Origin of the sequence: Pandoraea oxalativorans (assembly GCF_000972785.3) — a bacterium.
Taxonomy (GTDB): domain Bacteria; phylum Pseudomonadota; class Gammaproteobacteria; order Burkholderiales; family Burkholderiaceae; genus Pandoraea; species Pandoraea oxalativorans.
Genome location: NZ_CP011519.2, coordinates 72,616 through 99,209, shown reverse-complemented (window position 1 = coordinate 99,209; position 26,594 = coordinate 72,616). Strand labels below are relative to the sequence as shown.

The window sequence follows — 26,594 nt, the reverse complement described above, 5'->3', positions numbered from 1 at the left end:
TCTGGGCCTCGGCGCAGAGACTGGCATCAGGCGAACGCCTGAAGTCATTGCGATATTGTCGGGCTGTCCGGGGTACCGTCAAGGTCTGCGTTTCCGCCACTGTAGGCCATCGCCGTTGCCTTCACATGTTGGTCAGGTTGGGCGCGTCGTTCGCATCACTGCCCCGCCACTCTGGTAATAGTTCTTGCCCTTGATAAAGATGTCCGAGTCGGCGTTGGTCGCGTTGATGCAGTCGGGCGTAACAGCTTTCGCGGTATTGGGGAATATCGACCACATAGCTGCCAAAAGTGCCATTTGAGTCGCCATACCTCTGGCTGGAATGAGTCAATCTGTCTATCATATGCTTCTATGATTAAATAGAGAGGCAACCCGGTGAAGCGACAATGGGACGAGGGCGAGCTCGACGCGCACTGGACGCTGACCGCAGAGGAGCGGGCACTGCTGCCTGGGCGAACTGGTCATGGCCAGTTCGGGTTTGCCGTACTGCTCAAATATTTTCAGTATGAGGGCCGGTTTCCTGACTCGCGCCGTGAGGTGCCCGCCGAGGTGGTGCGTCACCTGGCCGAACAGTTAGCGATTCCCATCAAGGCGCTCGACGACTTCGATTGGCAAGGACGAACCGCAAAGCGTCAGCGTACTGAGATCCTGTCGTGGCTCGGTATCCGGCGGATGACGGCCGCCGACTGGGATGCCTTGGCGTTGTGGTTGCGTGCCGAGTTGCTGCCGGGCGATCATTCTCTTGAGCAACTGACAGAACGAACGGACGACTGGTTACAAAGTCAGGGTCTCGAATCGCCCGGCACGCATCGACTGGACAGATTGTTACGCGCCGAGGCACATGCGTACGAATCCAGACTGTTGACGGATATTGCCGATCACATTTCCGATACGTCGCGCACTGCACTGGACCGCCTGCTGGGTGCCGCAGATGATGGGGGCGACGAGAGTGGCGATACGTCGGCGCCGGAGCGGGAAATCAGCTTTTCGCATTTGCGCCGGGACGCGGGGCGCGTCAGTCTCGAAACCCTATTGCAGGAACTGGCGAAGCTGAAAGCGATCCGCGGACTTGTGCTGCCGACAGTCACACTGGCAACGGTGCCACCGAAATGGCTGCAGAAATTCCGTCAGCGGGCAGGCGTTGAATCGATCTGGGATTTGCGGCGACATCCTCCACACATTCGCTATGGCCTGGCGGCCTCGTTCTGCTTTCAGCGACAGCACGAAATCGTCGATGGCCTGATTGATCTGCTGATGCAGATCATCCACAAGATCGACAGCAAGGCCGAGAAGAAGGTGGAGGAGCAATTGCTGGAAGATTTCCGTCGCGTGCGCGGCAAGACCGGTGTGCTGTTTCGTCTGGCGGAGGCGGCCGTCGATCATCCGGATGACTCCGTCAAACAGGCACTCTACCCGGTCGTCGGATTGCAGACCCTAAAGGATCTCGTCAAGGAGCACAAGGCGACGGGGCCGGCTTTTCGGCGTGTCGTTCATACTGTTCTGCGGGCGTCGTATAGCAACCACTATCGCCGCATGTTGCCTCACCTGCTTGATGCACTCGAATTTCGCAGCAACAATGAAGCGCATCGCCCGGTAATCAACGCACTGAACCTTTTGCGCCAGTACCGCGATAGCCGTCAGCAGTATTTCGCCGTCGACGAAGTGCCGGTCAAGGGCGTCATCCGCGACAAATGGCGGGAGATCGTGATCGACGAAGACAAGGACGGCAAGGAGCGCATCAACCGGATCAACTACGAAATCTGCGTATTGCAGTCGCTGCGTGAGCGGCTGCAATGCAAGGAAATCTGGGTGATCGGTGCTGAACGCTACCGCAATCCTGACGACGATCTGCCGGCGGATTTCGGGGAGCGACGCGAGGCTTACTATGAAGCGCTTGGGCACCCTGCAGATGTCGAACTGTTCATGGCCGGTATCCGGCGGACGATGATCGAGGCATTGACCGCGTTGAATCAGGGGCTGCCAAAAAATTCACGCGTCACCCTGCGCCCGACAGGCAAGAACCGCATCTGTCTCACGCCGCTCGACGCACAACCCGATCCACCGAACCTGCAGCGTGTGAAAGCGGAGATATTCAAACGCTGGGCGTCGACTGGCCTGCTCGATGTGTTCAAGGAAGCGGATCTGCGCATCGGATTCAGCGATGCATTTCATAGCGCAAGTACGCGCGAAGTCGTGGATCGCGCGACGTTGCAACGCCGACTGCTGCTCTGCCTTTATGGTCTGGGCACCAACACCGGACTGAAGCGCGTGCTGACCGACGAACACGCAACCACCTACAAGGAAATCCGCTACGTTCGCGAACGTTTTGTCCGCAAGGACGCGCTGCGCGACGCCATTGCTCGTGTCGTGAATGCCACATTCGCCGTGCGGCAAACCGCCATCTGGGGAAACGGTAGCACCACCTGTGCATCCGACTCCAAGAAATTCGGCGCGTGGGACCAGAACCTCATGACCGAGTGGCATATCCGCTACGGCGGTCGCGGCGTCATGATCTACTGGCACGTCGAACACAAATCAGTCTGCATTTACTCGCAGCTCAAGCGCTGTTCGTCGTCCGAGGTCGCAGCCATGATCGAAGGCGTGCTGCGGCATGAGAGCAACATGGAGATACAGAATCACTATACCGATAGCCATGGCCAGAGCGAAGTTGGCTTCGCGTTTTGCCATCTGCTCGGCTTCGAGCTGCTTCCACGTCTGAAGGCGATCGCATCACAAAAACTGTATCTCCCGACGGCCGGCAGTGGCGCCGACTACGCGAATCTTGAACCGGTGCTGACGCGCCCGATCAACTGGACACTGATTCGGCAGCAATACGACGAGATGATCAAGTACGCGACGGCGCTGCATCTCGGCACCGCCGAAGCAGAAGCCATCCTGCGGCGCTTCCAGCGCAGCAACCGGCAGCATCCAACCTATCAGGCGCTTGCCGAACTCGGCAAGGCAATCAAGACGATTTTCCTGTGCCGCTATCTGGATTCGGAAGCGTTGCGCCGCGAAATTCATGAAGGGCTCAATGTCGTAGAAAACTGGAACAGTGCGAACAGCTTCATCTTCTTCGGCAAGGGCGGAGAGGTCGCGACGAACCAGCTGGAAGACCAGGAACTGTCAGTGCTGGCCCTTCACCTGCTGCAGATCTGTCTGGTGTATGTCAACACGCTGATGATCCAGCGTGTACTGTCGGAGCCACGTTGGTGGCGAATGATGCAGGCCGCCGACTTCCGCGCGCTGTCGCCGTTAATCTATGCCCACATCAATCCATACGGTCGGTTCGATCTGGACATGGGTAAGCGGCTGTCGCTCGAGGCGTTAGCGGCCTGAGCGAAATCGTCATCCTATCAATAGGGCTTGCCCAAGTGATCGATTTCAGCTACCCCACAAAGGCCAATCAATGAAATCAATTTTCAATTTTGATCGACTTACCGTCACAACCTGTCAGATCCTTGTGATCGGAACATGATCGTCGGCTACGCACGTACCTCTACCGTCGATCAGAACGCCGGATTTGAGGCTCAACTGAAAGAGCTTCGCGCCGTCGGTTGCGAGAAACTGTTTCAGGAGCAGGTTTCGTCGATCGGTGAACGCATCCAGCTTGCTGCTGCGCTTGAATATGTGCGGGAAGGTGACGTGCTGGTGGTCACGAAGCTCGACCGGCTGGCCAGATCCGTCGCAGACCTGATGACAACAGTGCTGACCCTCGATCGCAAGAACGTGGGCCTGCGCGTGCTGAACCTGGGCATGGACACGCATACCCCGACCGGCAAGCTGATGCTGACGGTCCTGGGTGGAGTCGCGCAGTTCGAACGGGAAATGATGCTCGAGCGCCAGCGCGAAGGCGTGGCCAAAGCCAAGGCAGCGGGCAGATACAAGGGGCGCAAGCCGATTGCCCCCGAACTTCGGGATGCGGTCCTGCAGTTGGCGTCGCTCGGAACGACGAAAGTCAGTATTGCCCGCCAACTTAACTTGGGCGAGGCCACCGTCTATCGGATCCTCGCCGCGGCCAAGGCGGCCGAGTCAGGCTGAGACTGTCGGGCCGCGACGTCCTCATTCGCAAATGGCACTTTTGGCAGCTATGTGGTCACTACCTGTAGAAATGTGCGGCCCGCCCGAAGTCATCAATCTCCACGCAGGCATCTGCGGCCGCCTCGTACTCCCCCGCCCGTGCATAGAGACCGGCGGCGGTCCGAAAGGCGTCCACCTCATCGTGGGGCTGGTCTGCCCTCCTGAGGAGGAAGCCGAGCTTCCGGTAGGCGTCTGCGGCCGAGAGAAAATCGTCCTTCTCCAGGTAGTCGCGGGCGGCCTTTGCGCAGGCTTTTATGGCGCGCGAGTATAATTCTGCCCGCTTGTAAGCGGCCGCCGCCGCCGCGGGCAAATCCTCGTCCATGAAGGCTTCTGCGGCCAATATGAAGTCGGCAGCTGCCCCAGCGCTCTCCCCGGCTGCATGGTGGGCGTATGCGGCCATCAGGTAGTAGGTCGCGGCCGACAGGGACTGACGAACGTCATTGCCGCCGAGGGCCGCCGACCGGTAGGCGGTGGCGGCCCGTGCATTGGCGCCTGAGGCCCACAAAGGCTCACCGAGTTCTGTGTGCAGGTCTGCCACGCTGCGCCAGGCGTCGCCGGCCAGGCCGGGCCTACCCGCCTGCTCGTTAGCCTCGGCGGCCTGCTGGTAAGCGGCTAACGCCTTCCCGGTCTCATGCGCCCGAGTGTAGGCGTGGGCGGCCCACAAGTAGGCGTCGGCGGCCAGCGCGGGCTTACCCAAGTCTGTGTAGAGCTTGGCAACGCGCAGGTAGGCGGCCGCCGCCAGCGCGTACCGCGACTCCGCCGGATGGGCGTCGGCGTCGGCGCGGGTGGTGTGGGCGGCCTTAAGGTAGCTGTCGGCTGCCAGCCCTTGCTGCCTCAGGTCTGTGTAGACCTTGGCAACGCGCTCGTAGGCGTTGCCAGCCTGTCCGGGCTGCCCCGCGCACCGGTAGGCGTCGACGGCCTTCTGGCACATCTCCACCGCCTTCATAGGCTGATGCGTCTGAATGTAGAGGTCGGCGGCCCGCAGGTAGGCGTCGCCGGCCAGACCGGGCGCACCCGCCAACAGGTCGCCATTTGCCGCGCTCAGGAAGGCCGCGGCCGCGTTCCGGCGGGCGTCCACCGCCTTCAGGGGCTGATCCGTCTGTGTGAAGAGGTCGGCGGCCTGCAGGCAGGCGTCGGCTACCTTCAGGGGCTGAAAAGCCCCCCGGTAGGCGTCGGCGGCCTGCAGGCAGGCTTCAGTCGCCTTCAGAGGCTGAAAAGACCCTCGGTAGGCGTCAGCGGCCCCCAGGTAGGCTTCCGCGGCCAGACCGGGCTGGCCCGCCTGCGAGAAGAGGTCGGCTGCCTTCAGGTAGTCTGCGGCGGCCTGCGCACTGGCGTCTTCGGGCGTCTTGTCGATGCTTCTTGCCAACAGGGGGGTGCCGGCCCGCTGGAAGTACAGGTGGCCAGCCAGACAATACGCGTCGGCCTGCGCGAAGTATTGGCTGTCAGCGTGGGCGAAGTATCTGGAAAACGCATTATCACCCTGAGGGTTCTCAAAGCTTTGCAGCAACGCCTCCTGCCCGGTGGGCGTGAGACGCACGGCCAGCGTCCTGAGGGCTTCGTCGCGGTCGGGCTCAATCCACTGCGTCGTCTGGTTCCGTTGTGTGGCGAAGTCACACAGTATCAGGGAGGCAAGCGCGCGCCCGACCCCCTCGGGATCCACGCCGTCAAAGGTCTCAGGGGGAAAGATCGTCAGCGCCGACGCCTGCAGACCCTCATGAGCGGCGTTGACCATTGCCTTGCGACCGAAGTCAACCGTAGCCAGTATGGTGCCAAGCGCCGCGGCGCACTCGCGCGGGACTTGACCGGCGTACCCAGTGGACGGGGTCGAGGCTGTCGGGGGGAGCTGCGAAAAGTGCATCGGAAAGCGCCTCGAACATACAGGAGCAAAACCCATAGATACCATCGTCAGCCGCGCTGGGCTTGCGGATTCTGACCAAAACATGTGGCAACGGAGAAGCGCGTGCGCGGGATCGGTGAAACCGGCATGGCGCGCATGACCCCATACGGGCAGAAAGCTCCGGATATGCGGCGTGCCGTAGCGCCCACCGTGTAGAGCCGCGTCGCACCGCGGCTTGGGTATGTAGATTATCTATTTGAGATTTATTCTCATCGCCAACTCCCATTCACCGGCCGCACGGGCGTGGCGGGGGTGCCCGCCCCTCAGCTGCCCTTCTCTCTCGCCCCGCGCCCGGCGACGAGGGTTGCGCACACACACATGACAACGGCGATGCCCCCGTGCGATGGGCAAGCGCCAGGGGCGTGGAGAGAGTCCGCAGGATCGCCAGTTTGGCCTATGTCGGACGCGCTAAAAACGTTAAGATTGCCATCAATTTGCCGGTTGCCGCGTCGTCGATGAGGAAGCGGCGAGTAATCGACCGCTTGCGCGGTGCCGTCTGTTTTTCCATGTGGCTGCCGCTCTACCCCCTGTCAGAGTTCGAACGGAACTTGATAAAAGAGCGCGCCCGGGCCTGTCTAGCGACCGCCCGAGCCCGCAGCCGGGGCCGGTGACCGCGAGCCCAAGCTGAACGAGCAGCAGGTGCGCGAGATCAGGGCGCGGTTGCGCGCGCCGGACCTTCAGGTGGCCGAGGTGGCCCGCCGATATGGCGTGGTGCCGCCCTTTACAAACACGTTGGCGTGGTCGCGCCGCGCCAATGAGGATGAGATGGCATGCTCCAACAACTAGATACCGCTGATCGCGTCCGCCGCGACGTGGCTCCACGCATTGCCCAGAGGCGCAAGTCTGCGCTGGGTCAGTTCATGACGCCTGCGAGTGTGGCCCGCTTCATGGCGAGCCTGTTTCCCCCCAGTACCCTGCAGACCTGTCGCTTGCTGGACGCAGGCGCGGGTGTCGGTGCCCTCTCCTGCGCCTTCCTCGATCGCTGGCTTGCCGGTGGCTTCGGATTCGAGGCCGTCGAAGCGACGGCTTATGAAGTGGACGCGACGCTGCGCGCACACCTTAGCCAGCACCTGAGGAGTTACAGTCAGGTCAAGGCCGAAGTCCTCGCCGAGGATTACATCGAACGGGCAGCCGCCGAGGCTTTGCTCGATAAGGGCTACACTCACGCGATCCTCAATCCGCCCTACAAGAAGATCAACAGCCGATCAGCCCACCGGCTGGCGCTGCGCTCGATCGGTATTGAGACGGTGAACCTGTATTCGGCCTTCGTCGCGCTGGCCGTAGCCCAGGCCGCCCCGGGCGGCCAGATTGTGGCGATCCTTCCGCGCAGCTTTTGCAACGGGCCGTACTACCGCCCGTTCCGTCACTTCATTTTTGCGCGGGCAGCCATTTGCCACATGCACCTGTTCGGAGCGCGCAACAAGGCATTCAAGGACGATGAAGTGCTGCAAGAGAACGTCATCATCCGCCTTGAACGAGGCGGCCACCAAGGGCCCGTGACGATCACCACGTCGAGCGACGACAGTTTCACCGACCTCGTCACGCACGAGCACCCATTCGAGCGAATCGTGTTCCCGGATGACCCCGAGCGGTTTATCCATGTCCCCACCACAGCCGCGAAAAGCGCCATCGAGCTATCGTCAGCGGTGCGCTATTCGCTGGCGGATCTGGGCCTCAAGGTGTCGACCGGGCCCGTGGTGGATTTTCGCGTCAAAGCCCACTTGCGCGACATGCCCGAAGCAGGCACAGCGCCGCTGATCTATCCCGGGCATCTGCGCAGCGCCGGCACGGTGTGGCCGGTGCCAGGTTTGAAAAAGCCGAACGCGATCGTGCGCTGCGCCGAGACGGAAAAGTGGCTGTATCCCAACGGCTTCTACTGCCTGGTGCGCCGGTTCTCATCGAAAGAAGAGAAGCGTCGCGTAGTGGCGAGCGTGGTGGATCCGGCTACCTTTGGGGAACATACCAGGCTGGGCTTCGAGAACCACGTGAATCTCATTCACGAGAACAAGCGCGGCTTGCCGGAGTTGCTGGCCCGAGGGCTCGCCGTGTTCCTGAACAGCACTGCCGTTGACGAGAGCTTTCGCCGCTTCAACGGCCACACACAGGTCAACGCCACTGATCTCAAGTTGATGAAGTACCCAAACCGTGAGGCGCTGATCGGGCTGGGTACGTGGGCCAAGCAGCACAGCGAAATCACGCAGGAAATGATCGATGAACAACTCGCGAAATTGTCCGCATGACCGACAAGAAGAATGACTATATCGAGGCCGCCCACCAGATCATCATTTCCCTGGGCTTACCCCGGGCACAGCAAAACGAGCGTTCGGCCCTCGCGCTGCTGGCCCTGCTGAACCTCACCCCAGACAAGACGTGGGCAGATGCGGGAAACCCACTTGTCGGCATCACACCCATCATGGATTGGGCACGCGAACACTACGGCAAGATCTACGCGCCGAACACCCGCGAGACTTTCCGCCGCCAGACCATGCACCAGTTCTGCGACGTTGGCGTGGCGCTCTACAACCCGGATAAACCCGACCGTGCGGTCAACAGCCCGAAGGCCGTCTATCAAATCGAACCCGCCGCGCTCAAGCTGCTGCGCAGCTTTGGCAGCGAGCAGTGGCACGACAACCTCACCGCCTATCTGGCCGAGCGCGAAACGCTGGTGGCCAAGTACGCGAAGGCGCGCACGCAGACCCGCATCCCTGTTGAGGTTGCGCCGGGCAAGGCAATCACGCTCAGTCCTGGCGAACATAGCGAACTGATCCGGGCCATCATTGAAGACTTCGCGCCCCGCTTTGCGCCGGGTAGCGTGCTGGTCTATGCCGGGGACACCGGTGATAAATGGGGCTACTTCGACGCTGCGCTGATGGCCGAGCTGGGCGTGAATGTGGCCGCGCACGGCAAGATGCCCGATGTGGTGTTGCACTTCACCGAGAAAAATTGGCTGCTACTGGTGGAGGCCGTCACCAGTCACGGCCCGGTCGATGGCAAGCGCCACGCCGAACTCGCCAGACTCTTCGCGGATTCCAAAGCCGGGCTGGTGTTTGTGACGGCCTTCCCGAATCGCTCCGTCATGGGCCGATATCTCGGCGACATCGCATGGGAGACGGAGGTATGGGTGGCCGATGCGCCATCGCACCTGATTCACTTCAACGGTGTGCGCTTCCTCGGCCCCTACGCAAGCGAATAGCGTCCGGGGTCATGCGGTTTCAATACTTCCGTCTTTGTGCTCGCAGGTGCTCGACGTAGACGGACCCTCACTGCCACCGCACCATCCCCTCAAGCTGCCATGTGGCCGACGTTGCGTGTACGTGCCATCGAGCCGGCCGCAACCGTCCACCCGGCGATAACCGGCGCCCCTTCCCCAGGCACCTCAGGCGCTGATGAAGAAAATCCCCCGATTCTGAGAGGGCGTCATTCGAGATGCAGGGGAAAGCGCTCTTAGTTAGCGTTCGCTAACATTGTGACGTCAGGCAGTTACACCGGACATCTTGCTGGCAGCTTGCGCATCGCGCGCAATGCGGCGAGCGCGTCGGCGGCCGCGCTCGTCAACGAACGTGCTGCGTCGTTCTTTTGAAGCAATGGATGAACCTGTTGGGCCCTTGTTACCGGGGGCGGCGACGGATCAGAAGCCGACTGGAACAGCTCGCGGCTCGCGAACCGGTTCGGGGCGTGCGGCACGACCGATTCCGTTTGGCACTTCGCGGCACGCTCACGTTGAGCGATCGCAGCGCCCCGGAGTTGGGCAAGTTCGTGCGCGCCGACCACGCGGAGCGTGCCCTGCTTCACCGACTGCATGAACGCAACCTGCCAGTTCGCCACGCTGCGGCGCACGACCCCTTCGGCAAGGTCCGTGATGGCCAGCGTGCGCCCGCCGTCGTCGACCACGCACTGGCGCAGCCCCGCGGCGTCGACGAAGACTTTGCCCATCGCGGCGCGCACAAACGCCTCGGCGCTGCGCTCTTCCGCGGCAACGACCTCCGCCCGGACTTTCTCGGCGGCTTTGGTGCGCAGAGCGTAGCCGAAGTCCACCGGCGAGGCGAGCAGCTTGCGCAGGTAGTTGATCGGGCGGGCCGCCTTGGCGAGGTTAGGCCAAGTGGCCTCGACGACCTCGGACAGGCGCTTGCCCTGCTCACGCGCCTCTCGCATCAGCCTGAAAATCAAATAGTCATGAAAACCCAAGGGGCGCAGACGCTCGAGGTCATGCGGGAGCTGGCCTGGTTGTCTCTTTTGCAAAGAGGTAGAGGAAAGATCCTTAGTTATAGCACCGTCTGCCACATTGGCATCCCGTACTTGAAAACGTTGAGCCGCCTCGGTTTGAACGTCAGGGGGCGCGGGGGTTGGCGCAGCGTTCTCGGAGGCGACGCGTGCAGCGGTTTCGACGATGGCTTCTACGAGCCCCAACAGGATCGCGGCACGGGCGGTCAGGTGCAGATAGGCGCGGCCAAACAGGCCATGCGAGACGTAGCGGCGTTGGGCCGGACGCTCAATCAGGCCGACCGCTTCGAGATCAGCGAGACTGCGATAGAAGGTCCGTTCGGACTGCATGGCGCGCGCGCTCAACAGTTCTCGCCGCGCGAAGATCGCGCCGTACGGCTGCTTGGCGTCCACCGTACGGGCGAGGGCGGCGAGGACGGCGCGCGCCCTCGCGGGGATGCCGTCGAGGCGACTGGCACGGTGCACTGCACGCAGGATAAGCCACGGCAGATTAGTGGTATCGGACTCGAGGGGGATGTCTTTTTCGGAGGCATACCAGACCCCCTCGCCAGCAACGGAATGTTGCGCGATACACATAGCCAGTCACTCCACTCATGAAAATGGCTTCAAAAAACTTGACTGACTCCTATGATTCGCTACACTCCGAGTTGAGCACTCTCTGCCGGTTCCAGCCGGTGGGTGTAGCGGACAAGGTTCCAGCCAAGTCCGATTTTCAAAAGCCTTCGGTTTGCCGCCGGGGGCTTTTGTCTTTCTGGTTGTTATATCCGCATCACGAATCTCATTCGTAAATGGTTGATTTCAAAGGCATCCCGAGTTGGGAAAAATCTGCAGGCTTGCTATCAAACTTCTAAGCCTTTGATTGGTAAGGAATCCCGACTTGGGAAAATTTATTCCGCCGAATTACCCCTTTGAACTTGTGAAACCATAAATGCCTCAAATTTCTCTGCCCATTGCCGCGCAGCTTCCTCGCTTCCCTTGCCTGTAAAACGGAATCCAATCACGCTGCTTCGAACTGTCACGTCACAAATCTTACGACGCCCGACCAACACCGGGCGGCTAGCGGGCATCACTGCTGTCGGCGCCTTCGGGCGTGCCATTTCGAGTGCGCGCTTTTGCGTCATCGCCTCGTCAGCCACCAATGCCTGAATGGCTTTCGTGACCGACTCCGCGTGTCCGGCGGCGGCAATCGCCGCGAACTCTTCGGCAGCGGTGCCGCCAACGCGATCCGGACGTTCGGCGATTGCGGCGAGCGCTTCGCTCGGGAGCTTCTCGAACGCGAGAATGCGCGCGACGTGCGAGCTACTCAGTCCCGACGCATCAAGAATGTCAGATCGGGTATACCCGGATTCGCTCTGCAAGCGCACGAACTGACGATATTTCTCGTAGTCGGGTAGAGAAGGCGCCAGCAAATTCGAGAATGCTGCGCCAAGCTCCGCGCTTTTCGCTGAACCGGTGTACGGGATGCCGAGGATTTTCGTCCGACCGAGGTCATCGCGGTAGATCGCCACGCGGTTGTTGCCTGAGACGATCTCGTTGCGGCCGTCACCCAGCGGGCGGTAGACGATCGGGTGAATGAGTTCGTTCTTGCAAAGGTTGGCACGCAGTTCCGCGTACTCAGCGGGCGAGAGCTTGCGGCGTCGGCCCGGGACCTCGACCAGCGACTGGATCTCGACTTCCATGGCGCCGGCGCCGCCCGCATGTTGCAGCAGCTCTTCGAGTTGCTTGCGGGCCGCTTCAAGCTCGACTTTGACTTGAGCCGTCTCGGCTTCTGCGGCAATCGCCTTGTCTTCGGCTTGGTTAATTCGGTTTGTCAACTCGAACATACGACCGGGCGCGCTGCGTGCGACGGCGCCCGGTCGGTTCGCGCGATCGGGGGTCTGCTCAGGGTTCAACGACCCCATCCGGTCAAGTAATTTACTCATGCTGTGGCCTCCATCTCCGTGGACCAGACGCGGCAGAACTGATCGTCAATGAATTCTGAAAGCGCGTCCAAAGGGGCTTTTAGACGCTCGTATTGCTCACCCGTCATCCGTGTTTCGCCGTCGGAGTCGACGTCAAGACGCTTCTGGTCGTATACGGTCGAAAGGGCGCCCAGAGCCGCATGCTGGACTTTCGAATCTGGAACGTGTAGCGGGAAAACTCGGTCGCCGTAAGCCTTTCGAATCCACCCCTGCACACCTTTGGATGCTTCGAACGGACGGACCTTCGTCATGAAGATGTTGACGAAATCGTAGCGCTTGTCCTCAGCATGCGGCAGTCGACCCGCGACTTCGGCGAACATCTGCCAGAATTGGGTAGAGCTCGCAAAGTCCAACGCCTCTGGCGGCAGCGGCATGATGATCGCGTCGGCGGCCATCAGAACGTTGGTCGTGAGGTAAGAGAGCGCGGGCGGGGTGTCGATAATCACCACGTCGTATTCGTCGAGCAGGGGCGCCAGGCCGTACTTGATGATGTTCCAGAACTCGAACCGGGTATCGGCCAGGATGTGCGACGGAATTGCGTACTCTGCATCCTGTAGTGCGTTACAGGCCGGAATGAGGTCGAGATTCTTCCAATACGTCTGTCGCACGGCGTAGCGCAGGTCCGACTCGTCGCCGTAGATGAGCGGCAGCAGCGTGTCGACGTCGGCGATCTCTGCATCCGGCGCGTAACCGCAAAGCTGGGTGGCGGAGCCCTGCGGATCGCCGTCGATGAGCAGGACTTTACGCCCGAAAAGGGTCAGCTTCTGTGCTACGCTCACTGACGTAGAGGTCTTGGCGACCCCCCCCTTGAAATTGGCAAAAGCGGTGACACGCCCGCGGATGCCTGTGCGGCGCTGGACTCGGTTCGTCGTGGCCTTGATCCACGTGAGAGTTTCTTCGAGCGAGAACAGCTTCGCGCGACCGGCACCGGTTTGTGTTCCCGTCGGCAGGCCGTGCTTCGTGGTGAGATACTTCATGCGCTGCTTATCGAAGCCGCACATCGCGGCGATATTCGCGGCAGTGAAAGTCGGGGGATGCTTGCGTGGATACGGCTCAAGCATCGTCGCTCGTACCAGCTCAAGCATATGCAAGGCGCGCGCCGCGATATCATCTCGGATGTCTGCAATGGATACCGATTGGTCAATCTCGGGCACTTTGGAGATCAGCAGGTCGTTCGCGGTCACGGGGCTATCCAAGTTGTTTGAGGATTTCCGGGTTTTCCAGAAATGTCTGGCTAACCCGGAGAATAATGGCCGATCCCGTAAACAGCAAGTTAACTTTTCGCCACTACGACCCGTTGCAATCCGGTCCCAGCGGAGTTGGCGCACACAAAAGACGTCCGCCTAGCCCCCGCCGGGACAGCAAATAGCAATTCAGCGCCATTCGACCGTGCCAAGCCAATGATTGCTTCGATGCGCAATACGCACGTTTGCCTGTGAGACCTTCCCAACTCGCCGTCGGGAAGGTGTAGCGCAGGAAAGAGAAGCCAGCCCGGTATTGTCAGGTTGTTGGTTTGTCGACGGGCCAAGGCGCAAAGGCAGGAGACGACACCCGTTATGCCGCCATGCGGGCAGAGCAAGCCCATTCCCAGGCCGCAAAGGCCTGGGTGCGCGCCGTGCGCTTGCGGTCGGCATTGCGGTGATAGCGGCAGTCCGTGAACCGGTTCGAAACCTGACCATGCACTGAAACGAAGCGCTGCAATTGGCGTGCCGACTAAAGCGGCGCATCACCTTCTCCCGCACCCGCGTAGGCTGATGCGAATTCTCCGCCCGGTTGTTCAAACCTTGATGCTGGCGGTGCTCAACGCTTAGCCCGAGCTCGCGGTGGGCCGCCACGTAGCTGCGCAGTTTGTCCGTGACGATCACGCGCGGGCGACCGAAACGCTTGAGCAGGCGGCGCATGAGCCGGTAGGCGGCGGCCGTGTCGCGACGGCTTTGCACCTGCCCCTCAAGCAGGGCGCCGTGCTCGTCGACCGCCCGCCACAGCCAGTGCTTTTTGCCGTGGATCATCACGACCACCTCGTCAAGGTGCCACTTTTCGCCCCGTCCCGGGGATGAGGATCGCATCGCTCGGATGCGCCCGGCGATGGCTAGGCCGAACTTCATCGCCCAGCATCGTACCGTCTCGTAGGTCAGCTCAATCCCGCCGGCGGCCAACGTTTCCTCGACCATGCGCAGGCTCAGCGGAAGCCGGTAATACAGCCACACCGCACTAATAATGTCGGGCGGAAATCGGTAGCCTTTGAACGAGATCGGCCCGCCGATCGAGCGCTGGGGGCGGACTGAGGATTTTTTCATGTCGTATTCTATCCTCCCCTAACCACATAAGCTGACAATACCCATGAACTACCTCCAGGTAGTCCGGGTTTTCGTTCGCCCCCGCCCGACCCACTAAACGCACGCGAAATCACCCGGTGACATGGTCCGGGAACGTCGCCATGCGAAGATGACGTTCGTCACGCCCGCAGCGCGCCCCGGTAAAACAGGTCGGCGATATTGCCGTACTTGGCTGCGCTCGTCAGATCCCCTTCAAACAGGTTCCAATATTCCGGCAGCGCAATGACGGGACTGTGTTTTTTATTTGTCAGCAGCAGAAAATAGACGCCTCGCCTGAAATCGACAATGACGCACTTTCCCGTCCACCCGGTGTGTCCGACGGCTTCGCCGGGGAGGCAAACGTGAGGCGCAATATCGCCATAGAGCTTTGCGGTCGCCGGCGTCAGGAGCTGCCAGCCCAATGCATAACTCTGGTCACGGTTGAACGTGTAGCGGAACAGATCGACCGTTGCCCGCGAGCACAAGGTATAACCGCCCAGCGTTCCGCCATTCAACAGTAGACGACACATTACCCCGAGCTCGTCGGCCGTGGAAAAGAGGCCGGCGTGTCCCGCGATTTGTTCCATCGCGTAAAAGGCCGTTTCGTCCTGCACTTCCCCTTGTATCGTGCGTGCGCGGATGTTCGGAAAATCGACGTGCCCGTCGCGCGTATTGCCACATCGCTCCGAGGCTTCACAGGCGTCGCTCCCCTCGCCCTGACGCAGGGGAGCGTAGCCGGTGTGTCGCAGGCCAAGTTTCGAATAGATTTCGGATTGGACAAAGACGTCCTGGCGCAGGCCTGTCACTTGCTCGATCACGGCCCCGAGCGTGATGAACCCGATGTCGCTGTACAGGGTCCGCGTGCCCGGCGGCGCCGCAAGCGGCACCCGCGGCAGCCGGCGCAAAGTACCGTTTCGTTCCTGCGAATACATGCCTGGCGCGACCTTGTCGGGATCGTAGAACGGATAGTCCGCGGGAAGCCCGGAATTATGGCCGAGCAACAGGCGCAGCGAGATAGCCGGCGGGAAGCCGGGCACGTACTTCGACACTTTGTCATCGAGATGCAGGGCATTGCGATCCACCAGCCAATGAAAGGCAAACGCTGTCGAGAAGATCTTCGTCAATGATGCGAGATCGAATATCGTGTCCTCTCGCATCGGCTGTGGCGTCGGCATCAGGCGGCGTTCGTTGTATCGCCGCTGATGCCCGAACGCGCGCTGATAGATCGGTGCGTCGCGATTGCCGAAGTGGAGCACCGCACCTGACATACCGTTCTCGACGCTCGTCGTCAGCTCAAGTTCGATTTTTCGTAACCAAGCGGCTGAGAACGCCGGTGGGGGCCGTTGTGAGGAGCCGGGCATCCTGGCATCGCTACCGTAGCCCTTTAAGCAGACGAGTGGCAATGTGGCGCCTGAATAGCGCAAGAATTGGCGTCGATTCAACAGCGAGTCCGTTACCATCATGACCGATCCTCTAACGTGTGCCCTGCCAATGCCTCACATTCAGGCGCGCCTGCAATTGCGCCCCGCCACTGCGACGGGCGATCGCCAGCCCGGCGCTGCCCCGCACATCGGCTTTTATCATGAAAATAAAGCGTTCCATTGCCGTGCGGATTGCCGTCTTCCCGTTCGCCCGTGTCCACGCCCTGACCGGCGACTTTGGCGTGCACGCGAATCGAACCTTCATCGTGGGTCTGAGCCCGTAATTTTTTTCTCCAGCGGGCCTCACGTAACCGACGCCACTCACGGCCGGCTACGGCGACTCATAAGCCCATACCTCATTGTCGACGCCGCCGCCCGGCACATCGTTCGGGGAGTACGACGCCTCACCGGTATTCAGGCAATCCGTGGCGTGCGACGGGCGCGTCAGGGAACTCCCCTGGTTCAACAGCTTCGCGGGTGTCTGCGATCACACGTCCGCCCGCATGCACGACTGCGCGGGACGCAGAGTGCATAATCGTCATCGGATGGTCGGAACAAGGTTCGCCCGGTGCGTTACGACACTGAGCCAGGGGCGCCTCCTTGGCGGATTTTGGTTTCGGCCGGAGCGACGCCGGCCGTCGCCGCATGATGGTCCATGCTACGCCAATACCGCCCCACCCGAAAGCCGCATCAATGGTGTCACCTCGTCAGCGGATGCGCGCTCAGATACTATGAAAAATCGGCGCGACGGCGCCAGATATTTGACGGCGGTTCGGCCGCGACGCCCGCGCAACATTGAGCGCTACAAGTCGCGACAGCAAAGCTGGCCTGACGGGTAAGTGAGAGAAATCCTGCGCGCAACATGGCCGGTGCAGAACCCGTTGGGCCCTATTCGGCGGCGGTTAAAGAGGCACGTCACCGCTGGCCTTTCGCGAAATTCCGATTCGATAGAAAACACTTCGATTACTTTGCCACAACGTTCACGCTTTGGAAGTCATGGACGCTCCCTCCACCGCGAATACGCCACCGGGCATGAGGGCGCGTAGCGCGCGCCGGGCGCTAGTCGCTGGCTCGGTCGGAAACTTCATCGAGTGGTACGACTTCGGCAACTACGGCTTCTTCGCCACCCTGATTGCCGCCAATTTCTTCAGTCCGACGCAATCATCAGACATCGAAAGCCTGATCGAGGCTTACGGATCATTTGCCATCACCTTCTTTTGTCGGCCGCTTGGCGCGGTGCTGTTCGGCCGCATCGGCGATCGAGTCGGGCGTCGTCCGACGCTGATCACGGCGCTGTTGCTGATGTCGTTTTCGACTACCGCGATCGGCATTCTGCCGACTTACGCGCAAGCCGGCGGGCTCGCACCACTGCTGATCTTGCTGGTACGGGTCATACAGGGGCTCTCTGCGGGCGGCGAGTTTGGCGGTGCCGTTTCCGTGGTGACCGAATTCGCCCCCCGGGGGCGGCGCGGGCTATATGGCGCGTGGCAATCGTTTACCGTCGCGCTCGGCCTGCTCGCCGGCGCGGCAAGTGCGGCCGCCATAGTTAGGCTCGTGAGTGCCGACGCCCTGCGGGTATGGGGATGGCGCATGCCATTTCTGGCCGCCTTCCCACTCGGCCTGATCGCGTTGTGCCTGCGCCTGAGACTTGAAGAAACGCCGTCCTTCAGGCACGCGCAAGCCGACCCGTCGCGGGGTATCGTCGTGCGGCCCCGACCCGGCGCGGGCGAAGTCCTGGCGACGACTGCGATCGGTATCGGACGGGTGATGGGCTGGTCGGCCGCTGGCTATACGTTGCTCGTCGTGCTGCCGTCGTATTTGCACGCGACGCTTAATACGAGCTTGCGCGAGGCGCTGATGATGACCGTGCTCGCGAACCTTGGATTTGCGCTGTCCATTTTGCCCGCGGGCGCGGCCAGCGACCGGTACGGGCGCCGAGCCGTCATGCTCGCGGGGATGGCCGTTGTCGTCGTGCTGGCGTTGCCCCTGTACACGCTCCTACAGAGCGGGCACGCACCGCTCGGTATTCAGGCGCTGGGCCTGCTGGTCACGGGCGCGGCCGTCGGCCTGGTCGCCGGGCCGGGCCCGGCGATGCTCTCAGAAATGTTCCCCACGTCGGTGCGCTATACCGGCCTCGGCCTCGCCTATTCGTTATCCAACGCGGTGTTCGCAGGGTCGGCGGGGCTGATTATCACGGTCGCGATCAAGATCACCGGCAATAGCAACATTCCCGCCTACTACTTGATTTCCACCGGTTCGATCAGTTTGATCGCGCTCGCGACGTTACGAGGCGATGCGCACCGCCACGCATTGCGCGATTAACGACCACGGGAATCGTCATTGGTATCCTGGGCGTTGTCAACTTAGGGAGGTCGTCGAAGCCGATGCATGAATCCACGGGAGGTCGCCTTGGTTGGCTCCATCAAATCAAGCAGCACGCATGCAACATTTCGGTTAGCTTGGAAGCTCAGTGCTGCACTGCATCGTTGGCATCACTCCCGAGGCGGCGGCCATTGGCGGGCGGTATGTACCAAGCCAGTAGCCACACCGTTTCCCCTCCGATTTCGAGGGACGTTGAAGCCAACGCAAACGAGAGTAACCGCTTATGCGCCCGGTTCAGCTAGATATATTTTTAAAATGTTTCGCGCTTGCGTAATGAAAGTTTTTTGATTTATTGGTTTGCTTACCCATTCGGCGACACCATAAGTTGTGTCTTCCTCCGTGTAAGGAGACATGGGATAGCTCGACATATAATCCAGATAGTTCTCATACGGCATGGACACCTGAGTCCACGGATCGATTGCAATCTTATAAGTGAACCCATTGACATTGAGCTTCATGACGCAAAAAGCGTGATTTCCATTGGATTTCGACTCATATATGTCAGCGTTTATTTCTGCATGCGCGAGACCTCGTTCTGACAAGAACTGCTTTGCGTTCGACTGGACAAGCGCGGCTGCCATCATTGCCATCTCAAGACAATTTCCCGTCGAATATTTTAATGAATCTCCGAGGTGATTCACACACGTTTCCGGCGACAGAGGTTTCCGCGGAGGAGGTTCTGAAGGCTCGACAGACTCCAAATGTTCTGCGGATTTTAACGGCGGCGCACTTTCTTTTCTAGATTTTTCTTTAATAATATCTAAGACTGCCCTATATTCATCGGCTTGTTTTTCCAAAAATTCTTTTCGTTTTTCGTCTTTTTCATTTTCAGCTTCAAGAGCCACTTTTGAGTTGGATTTAAAAATCAAGCGGCTAGCTATCGACTGGCAATGCTCGCCGAAGGCGAGGGCCGCGTTGCGTTCTCTTATACCCGAATGAGAAGCCTGGACTTGGTACGTGGCAGCGTTCAAAAGGTGCGCAGGCGGTCGCAGTGCGACAACTTGTACATGTTGGAAGCGATGGTCCAGTTGCGGGCGGGTACGATCCCAAAGCAAGTTATCGAGCGGACCGGGCGGTTCAATATAAATCCCGGCCCAGCCCAATATCCTCGCGACCCCGTAGAGCAGGATATCGACAAGCGTTGTGCCGCGAAGCGTGAGCATCGTTTTGAGAGCAGCGTCAGGCGTCTCCAGACGACAACGCTGCACCTTGCCGTGCAATGCGAACTGCTTCACCCCATCGGCATTGGGAAACACCATGGGCGCGCCCGTTGCGCCACCTCCCGCCTGTTGGGCGCGCTCAAGCCAAAAACCGGTTACAAAATCTATCTTGAGGACCGGCCGGCCCTCGCTTCCGAATTCGATGGTCTGACCGGTGTCATTGACATAGCTTGCCCATTGCGTTGTCTTGTGCACCAGCACCTCACCGTGTGGTTCCAGCGCAATGTGCGTTGCGCTGACCGGCTCCCCCCTCATCCGATTGCCGGTGGCGCCTTGGACGGCGGTCTGTTCGAGCGTCGCGAACTCCCGGTGGCCCAACTGCGCAACAATTTGCATTGCCGCATATTGCGCAGCCTGCGCATCGGCACCATTCCTTTGCAGCGCCGGCACGAGATGCTGAGCGATGTGCACGAGCACCGCCGGACCGAGCGCCTCGGGCGTGAGCTGCGCGTCGCGAATGATCTTGAAATCGATGATCGTGGGTGGGTCTTCCCCGGCTCCCGAGATCGTCAAAGGTTCTGGCGGGCGATCTGTGCCGCCGAGAAAGCGATCGGCAAGATAGGCACAGACCTCGGGCAGATTTTTGAATTCTTCAAACTTCGGCTGAGCATTCAGTATTGTGTTGAACAGCGGAACTTGTGGCGCAGAAGAGGGGATGAACCGCATATTCGTCCTAGGGTGTGTAAGTCGACAACGATAATGACCTCTACCCTACAAAGCGGTGTCTTTCTTTCGAAATTTGGCGGCAGATTGCAAAATCTGTTATCACCAGGGTCGCTGAGAAGAGGGTAAAGGCTCGAGGAGTACCGTCTTGATGGGAGGCGAGTCTGTGGGTACTTTTGCGTCCACCAAATGAAATGGTGGGCGCAAAAGTGGACAAGGTTTTGAGTGTGGCTGTGGAAGCGGTACCTTACCGACGAGCGAATTTCTCAATGGAGTTCAAGCGCGCAACGGTTGAGGCAACGTTAAGGCCAGGTGCGTCGGTTGCTTTGACGGCGCGCAAGGCAGGCATCAACGCCAACTTGTTATTCAAATGGCGCCGGCATTATCTGGCTGGCGCTTACGGTGATGTCACGCCTGAGCTTGTTACTCGCCAGAGTTCTGCGGCTTCGGTGACCGAGTTTGTTCCCGTGACTATCACGAAGGCTCTCGTTGGTATCGCCACGCCGTCGGCAGACCAAGCAGTCCCGACCTCACGATGTTCATTGCGGCACGAGGGGAAGATCGAGTTGGTGATGCGTGGCGGCACAATGCGCTTCGATGGTCCGCTGAGTTTGGAGTTACTGCGCGAGTTGATCTCGGAGCTACGCACATGATCGGGTTGCCCTCGAACACACGTGTGTGGATCGCCGCTGGCGTGACAGATATGCGCTGCGGCTTCAATGGTTTGGCTGCCAAGGTCGAGTCGGTGCTGCATAAGGATCCGTTCTCGGGGCACTTCTTTCTGTTTCGTGGCCGGCGCGGTGATTTGCTCAAAGCGTTGTACTGGAGCGACGGCGGACTGTGCCTGCTAGCCAAGCGGCTGGAGAAGGGGCGATTCGCGTGGCCACGGGCCGAGGGGGGTGTGGTGGCACTCACCGCCGCGCAGCTCTCACTTTTGCTTGAAGGATTCGATTGGCGCGAGCCCATCGACGCGGCTCGCCCACGCAGTGCGAGATAACGTATTTTTTGGGAGATATCCGATAGGCAGCGGGTGCTCTGGGCGATAGGCTCACGTCATGAGCTTCTCCCGCGCCAATCTGCCTGACGACATCGATGCCCTCAAGGCGTTGGTGCTGGCTAGCCAGCAGGTTTTGCACGAGCGCGAAATACAGCTCGCCGCGCTGCAAACGCGCCTCACATCGCGCGAGCAAGAGATTGCGCATTTGAAGCTGCTCATCGACAAGCTCAAGCGCATGCAGTTTGGGCGCAAGTCGGATAAGCTTGCGCGCCAGATCGAACAGCTCGAGCTGCGCCTGGAGGATCTGCAGGCCGACGAAGGTGCCACCGAGGCTGCCACGCCGATCAAGTCCCAGGCAAAAGTCCGAGTCGAGCGCCAAGCGCCAAGCGCTGCCGGAGCACCTCGAGCGCGAAGTGCGCGTCTACATGCCCGAGGCAGACGATTGCCCTCAATGCGGTGGCGACCTCAAGCCGCTGGGAGAAGACGTCTCGGAGCAGCTCGAATACGTGCGAGCGCACTTCCGTGTGATTCGCCACCGCCGCCCCAAGCTCGCCTGTGCGTGCTGCGACACGATTGTGCAGCAGCCGGCACCGAGTCGCCCGATTGAGCGTGGCATGGCTGGCCCGAATCTGCTCGCGCACATCATTACCAGCAAATTCCTCGATCACCAACCGCTGTACCGCCAGCAGGCGATCTATGCCCGTGACGGCGTGGAACTCGATGCTGGGCAGATGGGGCATTGGCTGGGGCGCGTGAGCTGGTTGTTAAATCCGCTGGTCGAAGCTGTGCGTGCCTACGCGCTGGGCGGCACCAAGGTCCACGGCGATGACACACCATTGCCGGTGTTAGAGCCCGGGCGAGGTAGCACCAAGACCGGGCGACTCTGGGTGTACGTGCGTGATGACCGGCCGTGCGGCTCCAATGAGGCACCTGCCGTTTGGTTTGCTTACACGCCTGATCGACGGGGCGAGCACCCACAGCGACATTTGGCAAGCTTTAGCGGGGTGCTGCAAGCCGATGCGTTTGCCGGTTACGCGCCACTTTATGAAAACGACAGCATCCGCGAAGCGGCGTGCATGGCGCACGCGCGACGCAAGATCTACGACCTGCATGCGGTACGCCCGAACGCCATTACAGAAGAAGCTCTGCACCGCGAGTTAAAGTCAAATCTGGTGTACGGGGCGTGAGCAAGATTAGGCGGCCAGGGGCTGCTGAGCCGGTGTGCTGTCGGTCACCGGCTCTCCATCCTTGAACGTCATCCCGTCAAGCATCGTCGCGATCTTTTCGGGGGCGCGGATGCGCCGCCACGAGTCTTCGGCCGACTCGATCAGCTTGAATGCCAGGCCGAGGAACGTCGCGCGCGAGACGCAGTTGCGCGTGCGCTTGGTGCGGTGACGCACCGTCGCGAAGGTCGATTCAATCGGATTCGTCGTGCGCAGATGCTGCCAGTGTTCGGCCGGGAAATCGTAAAATGCCAGCAGCTCGTCGCGATCTTGCGTCAGCTTTTCGACCACCTTCGGATACTTTGCCGAGTGGGTATCAACGAAGTGATTGAAGGCAACCAGCGCTTCGGCACGCGTGGCGGCCATCCAAATGTCCTGCATCGCCTTTTTGGCGCGGGCCTGCTGCGATTTCGGCAGCGCGTTGAGCACGTTGCCCATCTTGTGGAACCAGCAGCGCTGATGCTTGGTCTGCGGGAACACTTCTTCCATCGCTGCCCAGAATCCCATCGCACCATCTCCGCAAGCCAGCAGCGGCCCTGACTGCAGACCGCGCTTTTTCAGATCGAGCAGCAGTTCGGCCCACGACGCCTTCGATTCCCGATACCCGTCACTGATCGCCACACGCTCTTTCGTTCCGTCCGGTTTGACACCAATGATCACCAACAGGCACTGGCCGTCGGAATCGTCGCTGCGCACGCCGGTGTGAATGCCGTCAGCCCACCAGTACACCCAGCGCGCCAACGACAACTCACGCTGATTCCACTGAGCATGCTCATCGGCCCATTGCGCCTTCAGACGACTCACCACATTTGGCGACAGGCCGCTGACCTGGCCGCCCAGCATGATGCCCATGGCTTCGCTCATGTCGCCCGTCGAGATGCCTCGCAGGTACAGCCACGGTAGTGCGGCCGACACGCGTGCGGATTTGCGAACGTACGGCGGCACGACCGCCGAATTGAAGCGGATGCCCGAACCCGAGCGATCACGCACCTTCGGTACCCGAACCGGCACCGGACCGATGGCCGTGACGACTTCGCGCTCTGGTAGGTAGCCGTTGCGCACCACGGCACGCCGACCGTCGATCGACCTCACGTTGCTGTACTGTTCAAGCATGCTCGCCAGTTCCGCTTCGACTGCCTGCTCGATGATCTGCCGCGCGCCTTGCTGGATCAGTTCATCGAGCGCGCTCTTCGTTTGTGCTTTTCTGCCGTTCGTTTCTTTCATAATCTTCTTCATGGTGGTCGGGGCCGGCTCGCGCCGGCTTTGCTCGGTGTGCCTTCGACAAGCAACATTCTCAGCTAAACCGCCACCGCCTTCTCATATTTCCCAAAGCACTCCGTACACCAGATTCGACAATAGCTCCTGCACCGCATCGGCGAGCTATATTGCATAGAAGCCGAAATCCGGGGCAAACCACCGGACGAGCGACGGCAAGTGCGACAGGCACAGGCTGTACCTCGGCTCGAAGCGTTACGGCAGTGGTACGAATCAGTGCTGCCAACACTCTCTGCGAAGTCCGACACCACCCGCGCGATTCAGTACTCCCTGAACCGCTGGCCCGCGCTCGCCTATTACTGCGAGGATGGGCAGGCGGAGATCGATAACCTGATTGCCGAGCGTGCGCTGCGCGGCGTGGCGATTGGCCGCCGCAATTATCTGTTTGCCGGCGCCGACTCGGGCGGTGAGCGTGCTGCGGCAATGTACAGCCTGATCGGCACGGCGCGCTTGAACGGCATCAACCCCGAAGCCTACCTCGCCTACGTGCTCGAGCGCATCGCCGATCACCCGGTCAATCGGATCGACGAGTTGCTGCCGTGGAACGTGGCCCAGCAACTGCCTGACATCGCCAAGATCGAACCCATTCGCTAACCGCCATTTACCGCCGCGTCAACAACCCGATCTACGGTACACATCGAGCGCTTACCCTCAAAACGAGCGTTGATCGCTCGCTCTTTACCTCGGCCGACCTTGTCAACCGCGGTCTTCATGTTGTCGTAGATCCCCCGGCGAGGCACGCCACCAAATGCTGCAAAAGCTCGAGCATGTGCGTCGAATAGCATCTCGTGGCTCTGCGTGGGATAGGCAACCAACCAGAATGCGCGACTGGCGTTGAGTTTGACGTGGGCGACCTCGAGCCGCCGGCGCAAGCCTCCCACGAAGGCATACGGGGATGCGGACAAAATCTTGGACTACTTTGAAGGTAGTCCATGTATTCATACCAAGAACGCGTTCGGGCGGTCGAGCTGTACCTGAAACTCGGGAAGCGCAGCAAAGCGACCATTCGCCAGTTGGGTTACCCGACGAAGAATTCTCTCAAGGCGTGGTGTAACGAATTCGAGAAGATTGGCGATCTGCAGAGGGGGTATGTTCGCGTAAAGCCGAAGTACTCAGAAGAACAGAAGAACGTAGCACTCGAGCATTACGTCAACCACGGGCGCTGCTTCGCCTTCACCCTCAGGACATTGGGCTATCCCTGTCGCCAGATACTAACGGAGTGGGTTCGCGAGCGCTATCCGGAAACCAGGAAATGCGTGGTTGGCAAGGCCGGTCGACCAACTGCTTCATTGGTGTCCAAGCAGGCTGCGGTGTACGAACTGTGCACACGGGAAGGAAGTGCAGAGGCGGTGGCCCGAAAGCTGGACGTCGACAGGGTGACGCTGTACAACTGGAAGAACCAGTTACTCGGCCGAGAGGCTCCTGCATCCATGAAACGCGACAAAGGCTCGCCCGCAGAGACAGATCGGGACGAACTGGAACGGCAGGTCGAAGCGCTCCAGCGCAAAATTCGCAATCTGCAGCTTGAACAGGACCTGTTGAAGAAGGCGAATGAACTCCTAAAAAAAGACCTGGGCGTCGACCTGCAACTCCTGAGCAACCGGGAGAAGACGACGCTGGTTGACGCCCTGAGAGAGCAGTACGTTTTGGCTGAGCTGCTTGAGCAGCTGGACTTGGCGCGCAGCTCCTATTTCTACCATCGGTCGCCCATGCGGGTTGCCGACAAATATGCCGAAGTTCGTCGTACCGTTGCGGAAATCTTCGAGGACAATCACCGATCCTACGGCTATCGTCGGGTGCAGGCAGCGCTCAGCAGACAACGCGTGTTTCTATCGGAGAAAGTCGTGCGTCGCCTCATGAAACAAGGCGGCCTCTACGCGGCGAGGCCCAAGCGGCGCCGATATCGTTCTTATGTCGGGGAAATTAGCCCTGCCCCAGATAACATCATCAATCGCGATTTCCACGCTACCGCCCCCAACGAAAAGTGGCTGACGGATATCTCCGAGTTCCAGATCCCGGCCGGGAAGGTATATCTATCGCCGATGATCGACTGCTTCGATGGCATGGTAGTCAGTTGGTCGATTGGCACAAGCCCCGACGCCGAGCTCGTGAATACCATGTTAGATGCGGCTATCGAGACCGTGACCGAGGACGATGAGAAGCCGATCGTACATTCCGATCGGGGTGGCCACTACCGTTGGCCTGGCTGGCTATCGCGAGTTGCAAAGGCTAATCTGATCCGATCCATGTCGCGTAAAGCCTGCTCACCAGACAATGCGGCCTGTGAGGGATTCTTCGGAAGGCTGAAGACCGAAATGTTCTATCCAGGGGACTGGCGTTCGACGACCATCGTGCAATTCGTAGAGGCACTGAACGCCTACATTCGCTGGTACAACGAAAAGCGGATCAAGGGCTCCCTTGGCTATCTCAGCCCCATCGAGTACCGTGAAAGCCTCGGGTTAACGACGTAAAACAGTCCAAGAAAATAGCCGCATCCCCAAGGGTCAATTCTCGGTGCACATCAACACGCGGGCGGATTACCTCGCCATCGCGGCGTGACTCAAGCAAAACAGCCTCCGGAAAATCCGGGGTGATTCACTTTATGAAAACGACAGCATCCGCGAAGCGGCGTGCATGGCGCACGCGCGACGCAAGATCTACGTCCTGCATGCGGTACACATCGAGTGCTTACCTTCCAACTGGCGCCATTACGGCGATCATCCCCGGCGTCATTACGCCGATCCGTGACACACATCAACTGGGCCATCGATCCTGACGAGCGCTTTGCCAATCTGCACTTCAATCACGCCCGACAATGGCGTTGCGCCCGCAGACGCGGCATGACGCTTTGCCGGGCTTTCCAACGGCATATCGACCACGTCGACCGGTAGCAGCGTTGTGTTGGACATCAAAGATGCTTTGGGCTCATCCGCTGATCTTCG

At 60.2% G+C, this 26,594-nt stretch carries 18 protein-coding genes and 5 pseudogenes; 12 read left to right on the top strand and 11 right to left on the bottom strand.

Annotated elements, in window-relative coordinates; genetic code table 11:
• Positions 1-132: 132 nt before the first annotated feature.
• A complete protein-coding gene (locus MB84_RS30415; protein WP_157123035.1) occupies positions 133-294 on the bottom strand; it encodes a hypothetical protein in 162 nt (53 codons plus the stop codon).
• A gap of 78 nt (positions 295-372) precedes the next feature.
• Between MB84_RS30415 and MB84_RS27900 the strand changes: the two genes are divergently transcribed.
• Together MB84_RS27900 and MB84_RS27895 are read left to right on the top strand one after the other, a co-directional pair.
• Positions 373-3,336 carry a Tn3 family transposase gene (locus tag MB84_RS27900; RefSeq protein ID WP_052654681.1) on the top strand — a complete coding sequence of 988 codons (2,964 nt, stop codon included), beginning with the start codon at positions 373-375 and terminating at the stop codon, positions 3,334-3,336.
• Positions 3,337-3,471: 135 nt separating this feature from the next.
• Complete coding sequence (locus tag MB84_RS27895; RefSeq protein WP_052653802.1) at positions 3,472-4,038, top strand: recombinase family protein; 567 nt, start codon at positions 3,472-3,474, stop codon at positions 4,036-4,038.
• Positions 4,039-4,096: 58 nt separating this feature from the next.
• On the opposite strand, the gene MB84_RS27890 is transcribed toward MB84_RS27895, so the two are convergent.
• Positions 4,097-5,809 carry a soluble NSF attachment family protein gene (locus MB84_RS27890; RefSeq protein ID WP_169835100.1) on the bottom strand — a complete coding sequence of 571 codons (1,713 nt, stop codon included), beginning with the start codon at positions 5,807-5,809 and terminating at the stop codon, positions 4,097-4,099.
• A 692-nt stretch (positions 5,810-6,501) separates the two neighbouring features.
• Between MB84_RS27890 and MB84_RS31375 the strand changes: the two are divergent.
• The 3 genes and pseudogenes from MB84_RS31375 to MB84_RS27880 form a co-directional block, all read left to right on the top strand.
• Positions 6,502-6,732: pseudogene (locus tag MB84_RS31375) on the top strand (recombinase family protein); the annotation flags it as partial.
• A 12-nt stretch (positions 6,733-6,744) separates the two neighbouring features.
• Positions 6,745-8,214, top strand: a complete 1,470-nt coding sequence (locus MB84_RS27885; protein ID WP_052654676.1) for an Eco57I restriction-modification methylase domain-containing protein — start codon at positions 6,745-6,747, stop codon at positions 8,212-8,214.
• On the top strand, positions 8,211-9,167 hold the full coding sequence (locus MB84_RS27880; RefSeq protein ID WP_052654674.1) for a BsuBI/PstI family type II restriction endonuclease: 957 nt from the start codon (positions 8,211-8,213) through the stop codon (positions 9,165-9,167). The genes MB84_RS27885 and MB84_RS27880 overlap by 4 nt, the downstream gene beginning before the upstream one ends.
• A 287-nt stretch (positions 9,168-9,454) precedes the next feature.
• Here MB84_RS27880 and MB84_RS30410 read toward each other — a convergent pair whose 3' ends face one another.
• The 5 genes and pseudogenes from MB84_RS30410 to MB84_RS27850 form a co-directional block, all read right to left on the bottom strand.
• Positions 9,455-10,771, bottom strand: a complete 1,317-nt coding sequence (locus tag MB84_RS30410) for a hypothetical protein (protein WP_157123139.1) — start codon at positions 10,769-10,771, stop codon at positions 9,455-9,457.
• Between the two features lie 311 nt (positions 10,772-11,082).
• Positions 11,083-12,117, bottom strand: a complete 1,035-nt coding sequence (locus MB84_RS27865) for a ParB/RepB/Spo0J family partition protein (protein WP_052654670.1) — start codon at positions 12,115-12,117, stop codon at positions 11,083-11,085.
• Positions 12,114-13,340 carry a ParA family protein gene (locus MB84_RS27860; RefSeq protein WP_211279404.1) on the bottom strand — a complete coding sequence of 409 codons (1,227 nt, stop codon included), beginning with the start codon at positions 13,338-13,340 and terminating at the stop codon, positions 12,114-12,116. Before MB84_RS27860 ends, MB84_RS27865 begins: the two co-directional genes overlap by 4 nt.
• A 370-nt stretch (positions 13,341-13,710) precedes the next feature.
• Positions 13,711-14,453: pseudogene (locus MB84_RS27855) on the bottom strand (IS6 family transposase).
• A gap of 158 nt (positions 14,454-14,611) precedes the next feature.
• Positions 14,612-15,934, bottom strand: coding sequence for a serine hydrolase (locus MB84_RS27850; protein ID WP_084010169.1), 1,323 nt, complete (start codon positions 15,932-15,934; stop codon positions 14,612-14,614).
• A 119-nt stretch (positions 15,935-16,053) separates the two neighbouring features.
• Between MB84_RS27850 and MB84_RS31545 the strand changes: the two genes are divergently transcribed.
• Positions 16,054-16,176: a hypothetical protein gene (locus tag MB84_RS31545; protein WP_281192337.1), complete on the top strand. Its 123-nt coding sequence runs from the start codon at positions 16,054-16,056 to the stop codon at positions 16,174-16,176.
• Positions 16,177-16,888: 712 nt separating this feature from the next.
• Complete coding sequence (locus MB84_RS27845) at positions 16,889-18,214, top strand: MFS transporter (protein WP_052654668.1); 1,326 nt, start codon at positions 16,889-16,891, stop codon at positions 18,212-18,214.
• 281 nt (positions 18,215-18,495) lie between these two features.
• Here the strand turns inward: MB84_RS27845 and MB84_RS27840 are convergent, their stop codons facing one another.
• Positions 18,496-20,160, bottom strand: coding sequence for a hypothetical protein (locus MB84_RS27840; protein ID WP_065225916.1), 1,665 nt, complete (start codon positions 20,158-20,160; stop codon positions 18,496-18,498).
• A 191-nt stretch (positions 20,161-20,351) separates the two neighbouring features.
• Between MB84_RS27840 and tnpA the strand changes: the two genes are divergently transcribed.
• The 3 genes and pseudogenes from tnpA to tnpC all read left to right on the top strand — a co-directional run.
• Positions 20,352-20,810 carry an IS66-like element accessory protein TnpA gene (tnpA, locus tag MB84_RS27835; RefSeq protein WP_084010168.1) on the top strand — a complete coding sequence of 153 codons (459 nt, stop codon included), beginning with the start codon at positions 20,352-20,354 and terminating at the stop codon, positions 20,808-20,810.
• On the top strand, positions 20,807-21,154 hold the full coding sequence (gene tnpB, locus MB84_RS27830) for an IS66 family insertion sequence element accessory protein TnpB (protein WP_052654661.1): 348 nt from the start codon (positions 20,807-20,809) through the stop codon (positions 21,152-21,154). Before tnpA ends, tnpB begins: the two co-directional genes overlap by 4 nt.
• Before the next feature lie 58 nt (positions 21,155-21,212).
• A pseudogene (gene tnpC, locus MB84_RS27825) lies at positions 21,213-22,308 on the top strand (IS66 family transposase); the annotation flags it as partial.
• 39 nt (positions 22,309-22,347) lie between these two features.
• Here the strand turns inward: tnpC and MB84_RS27820 are convergent.
• Positions 22,348-23,613 carry an IS256 family transposase gene (locus MB84_RS27820; RefSeq protein WP_046290953.1) on the bottom strand — a complete coding sequence of 422 codons (1,266 nt, stop codon included), beginning with the start codon at positions 23,611-23,613 and terminating at the stop codon, positions 22,348-22,350.
• Between the two features lie 126 nt (positions 23,614-23,739).
• Here MB84_RS27820 and MB84_RS27815 point away from each other — a divergent pair.
• A pseudogene (locus tag MB84_RS27815) lies at positions 23,740-24,246 on the top strand (IS66 family transposase); the annotation flags it as partial.
• Between the two features lie 56 nt (positions 24,247-24,302).
• On the opposite strand, the pseudogene MB84_RS27810 reads toward MB84_RS27815, so the two are convergent.
• A pseudogene (locus tag MB84_RS27810) lies at positions 24,303-24,542 on the bottom strand (IS21 family transposase); the annotation flags it as partial.
• Between the two features lie 42 nt (positions 24,543-24,584).
• On the opposite strand from MB84_RS27810, the gene MB84_RS27805 reads away from it, so the two are divergent.
• Entirely contained in the window at positions 24,585-26,123 is a 1,539-nt protein-coding gene (locus MB84_RS27805) for an IS3 family transposase (RefSeq protein WP_046289882.1), read from the top strand.
• Positions 26,124-26,384: 261 nt separating this feature from the next.
• On the opposite strand, the gene MB84_RS30405 is transcribed toward MB84_RS27805, so the two are convergent.
• On the bottom strand, positions 26,385-26,561 hold the full coding sequence (locus tag MB84_RS30405) for a hypothetical protein (protein ID WP_157123138.1): 177 nt from the start codon (positions 26,559-26,561) through the stop codon (positions 26,385-26,387).
• Positions 26,562-26,594 lie beyond the last annotated feature (33 nt).